This window comes from Mycobacterium sp., assembly GCF_019243155.1.
Taxonomy (GTDB): domain Bacteria; phylum Actinomycetota; class Actinomycetes; order Mycobacteriales; family Mycobacteriaceae; genus Mycobacterium.
In genome coordinates this window covers 1-3859 of sequence record NZ_JAFAUS010000131.1, presented here as the reverse complement: position 1 = coordinate 3859, position 3859 = coordinate 1, and the positions used below count along the sequence as shown (strand labels likewise).

The 3859-nt window shown below is 64.8% G+C and carries 2 protein-coding genes and 1 pseudogene; 2 read left to right on the top strand and 1 reads right to left on the bottom strand.

The annotated features are described in order from the left end of the window. Both JOZ00_RS06405 and JOZ00_RS06400 read left to right on the top strand, forming a co-directional pair. Positions 1 to 763 (top strand): annotated as a pseudogene (locus JOZ00_RS06405) (4-hydroxyacetophenone monooxygenase); the annotation flags it as partial. 14 nt (positions 764 to 777) lie between these two features. After that, positions 778 to 1695, top strand: coding sequence for a MerR family transcriptional regulator (locus JOZ00_RS06400; RefSeq protein ID WP_293341330.1), 918 nt, complete (start codon positions 778 to 780; stop codon positions 1693 to 1695). A 404-nt stretch (positions 1696 to 2099) separates the two neighbouring features. On the opposite strand, the gene JOZ00_RS06395 is transcribed toward JOZ00_RS06400, so the two are convergent. Beyond that, positions 2100 to 3452 carry a salicylate synthase gene (locus JOZ00_RS06395; RefSeq protein WP_293341328.1) on the bottom strand — a complete coding sequence of 451 codons (1353 nt, stop codon included), beginning with the start codon at positions 3450 to 3452 and terminating at the stop codon, positions 2100 to 2102. Positions 3453 to 3859: the final 407 nt, after the last annotated feature.

The window sequence follows — 3859 nt, the reverse complement described above, 5'->3', positions numbered from 1 at the left end:
TGCGCTTGCGCTGGTGTGGAATTCGCCGCTGACGAATGTGGTTGCGGGTCTGGGCAAGCTCCACCTGCGGCGCACCGTCAAGGATCGGTGGTTGCGCCGCCAGCTCACGCCGAGCTTCACACCGGGCTGCAAGCGCATGCTGATCTCCAGCGACTACTACCCCGCCCTGCAGCGCGACAATTGCAAGCTCATCGACTGGCCGATCGCCACTTTGAGCCCGGTCGGCATTCGCACCAGCGACGGGATCGAGCATCACCTCGATTGCATCGTGTTCGCCACCGGCTACGACGTTCATCTCACCGGACCGCCGTTCGGAGTGTCCGGACTCGGCGGTCGGTCGCTGGCCACCGAATGGGCCGGTGGCGCACAGGCTTACAAAAGCATCAACGTGCATGGGTATCCGAATCTGTTCGTGATGACGGGACCCAACTCCGGGCCGGGCCACAACTCGCTGCTGGTCTACATCGAGGGCCAGCTGGACTACGCGGTGCGCGGCATCACGACGATCCTCGACAACGACCTGCGCTACCTCGACGTGCGATCCGACGTCCAGCGCCGCCACAACGCGAGTATTCAGCGCCGACTCGGCAAGACGACCTGGATGTCGGGGTGCCGCAGCTGGTATCTCACCGCGGACGGATTCAACGGCTCGATGTACCCGGGTTTCGCGACGCAGTATCTTCGCCAGATGAGGGATTTCCGGTATGAGGACTACCAGGCGGTGGCCCGCCGCACTCAGGTATATGCCGTCTCTTCGGCCTGACATGCCGCGCTGACATGGCACCGCTCGACCGGCCTGCAAGGCCCGAACCTGGCACGATCGCCAGCGTGCTGTACAACGTCCGGCGTGCGCCCAAGCGCGTTCGGCGCCAATCGCGCGAATACCGCCAACTGCTTGAAACCGCGGCGTCCCAGCTCTTCGACGCTGCGGTACGGCATCCCAACGGCGGCACGGCTTCTGGCGAGTACCGGATCGACGACCTGGCCCGGCTGGCCGGCACCACCACCCGCAATATCCGCGTCTACCGTGACCGCGGCCTGTTGCCTCCCCCGTTGCGCGTCGGCCGGATCGCGTTGTTCAACGACACGCACCTGACCAGGCTGCGACTCATCACGTCGATGCTCGACCGCGGATACAACATCGCGCACGTACGGGAAATGCTCAGCGCCTGGGAAGAGGGGAAGAATCTCGGCGACGTTCTCGGGCTCGAGACCGCCATCGTCGGCACCTGGACCACCGAGAAGCCGGAGTCCATGGCGCTGGCCGACGCCCAACAACTCGTGGACGACCCGCGGGCTTTCGAGCGTCTGGTGGCGCTGCAGGTCATCCGGATCGACGGGGAACAGGCGACGGTCACCCGGCCGAAACTCATCGAGGCCTTCAACGAAATCCGTGGCTATGGGGTCGAACTGGACAAGCTCATCGACCTGCACGAGCAGGTCGTGCCCGAGATCGACAAGATCAGCGACATGTTGGTGCGTGCCGGAGCCGAACACGTCATCGACCGCATCAAGCCCGGCGAGCCGTTGCCGCCGGACGCGGAGATAGCCGAGCTGATCACCATGCTGGTGCGCTTTCGGACTCAAGCCGTGGCGACCGTCACCGCCACGCTCGCGTCGTCGATCGAAGCCAACATCGAGTCACTCGTGGGCCGGATACTCGCGGATTACCTCGAGTCCAGCCCATCCGCGTGAACGGCGGTCGGACCGGTTGCGCGTGGCGCTAAGCCAGCACGCAGGTCAGGGGCGCGCAGTCGACCGTGATCGTCCCACACGTCGCCAACATCGGGGCGCTGAAGGTGAGCATCAGGGCAACGAGAACTTTGGACTTGAGATTAGACATGCCACCGCCTTCTCTAACCCCCGGGATGGCTCACGATACGCCCGCGCCGCACCGAAAGTCATGAAAACGGTCCATATTCATTCAACGATAATCTTTTTGTCTTGTTGCAGGTGATGCGCGTCGGGCCGGGCTCACCGGCCCCCGCGTTCAGTGCCGGCTAAGGGGGAGTTATCCGTGGCGGTCAGCAACGCGCAATTTATCTGTGTCTAGACACCTACCTAACCGCTACGTCGGCGAACAAGCATGCGGCAGAACGTTACTGACGTGCAATCAGATACGGCGCGAGCGTGGACAGCTTTTCGCAGGTTTCTTCGAATTCGCGTTCGGGCGTGGACTCTTCGATGATGCCGGCGCCGGCGCGCAACCACGTCTCCCCGTCGCTTTCGTAGGCCGCCCGCAGTGTCAGCGCCGCGTCCAGTCCCCCGTCTGCCGAAAACGTCACGACCGCACCGGAATACAGCCCGCGCGGGCCCTCATCGAGGCGCAGGATCGCTTCGACGCTGCCGGCCTTGGGAATGCCCGACGCGGTGACAGCGGGAAACAGTGCTTCCAGCGCGTCCATCCGGTCGCTCGACGAGTCCAGGCGCGCGCTGACCGTGGAGCCGAGGTGTTGCACGCTTCCGCGTTCCCGCACCGTCATGAAATCGCTCACGACCGCGGTACCCGGCTCCGCGATCTCGGTCATCTCCTGCAGGGAGCTTCGTACCGAAATCGCGTGCTCCACAATCTCTTTGGAATTCGATTCCAAATCATCGCGCGCCGCGCGATCGTGCACCGCGCCCCGGCCGAGCGCCCGGGTGCCGGCCAGCGGCTCGGTCACCACGACTCCGTCGTGACCGACGGCGGCAACGAGCTCGGGGCTGTAGCCCACCGCCCGCATTCCGCCCAGTCGCAACAAGAAGGACCTGACCGGGGTGTTGTGCTGGCGCGCCAGCCGGTAGGTGGACGGGAAGTCGAGCGCGAAAGGCACTTCAAGACAACGGGATAGGATCACCTTTTGGTAGCGGCCCGCGCCGATCTCGCCAACGGCCGTTGCCACCCGATTCCGATAGTCGGACGGGTCGGCGGTGACGTCGACCCCGTGCGCCGCGCGCATCGAGGGCACACCGTCACCGAGAACGCCCAGGATCACGTCGCGATGGGCTTCCGGCGCATCCAGCAGATGGACCGCTTCCCTTGTCACCACAATGCGGCTGCTCGGCCAAAACACCCGAGCCAGCGGGGTACGCGGCGCCAGCCAGTGCTGCAGCCCGTAGCGGTAGACGCCGAATTCGAACGCGATCCAGCCGAAGACGTGCTCGGTCTCCAGCAAGAATCTGTCGACGGCTTCACCGAGGACCCCGCCAGGCCGCCCGGACCACCGCTGCCGCCGGGTCACGCCGTCACGCGTCACGCGCAATTCGTCGCTGTCCAACTCGATCAGCCCGCGGACACCGCTGGCCAACACCCATTGACCGTCGCGCTCGTAGAGCAAATACTCCGCTCCGACGCGTTCGGGCAGGACCTCAGCCAACTCGGCCGCCAGGTCTGCCGGGTCGATGTGTGCGGGAAGCGGAATCGACGGTGACGTGGAGCCTGCGGAACTTCTCTCGACGCTGACCTCGGTCACGGTTAGTAAATGTAGCCTAACCTATCTACAAGTGCGTAATTGCTTACGTCACACCGGGCGCCGGTCCACTCGTTCAGCAAAAACTCGCGCGGAGTTAAAGCGGCCGCGGCCCGGCTATACCCGGGCAAGCGCCTCTCAGCGCCCTTCCTGCGGCCGGTTATCGCCGCAGCTAGAAGGCGCTGACGGCGCCTCCTCGCGGTCGGATCGCGGCGCCGGCTTGCCAACGGCGAGACCCCAAACGTTTCCCAACCGTTTACGTCGAGGCCGCGCAACGACCGAGCGGCAGAATGGGAGTTCCCCTAGCATCGCGCTATCCGCGCGGATGAACCGTTGGGGATGCCCGACGGCCAGAAAAGCCCCTCATCATGGGGAAAGGAGTGGCGTCGGTGACCACCAGCCACCACATT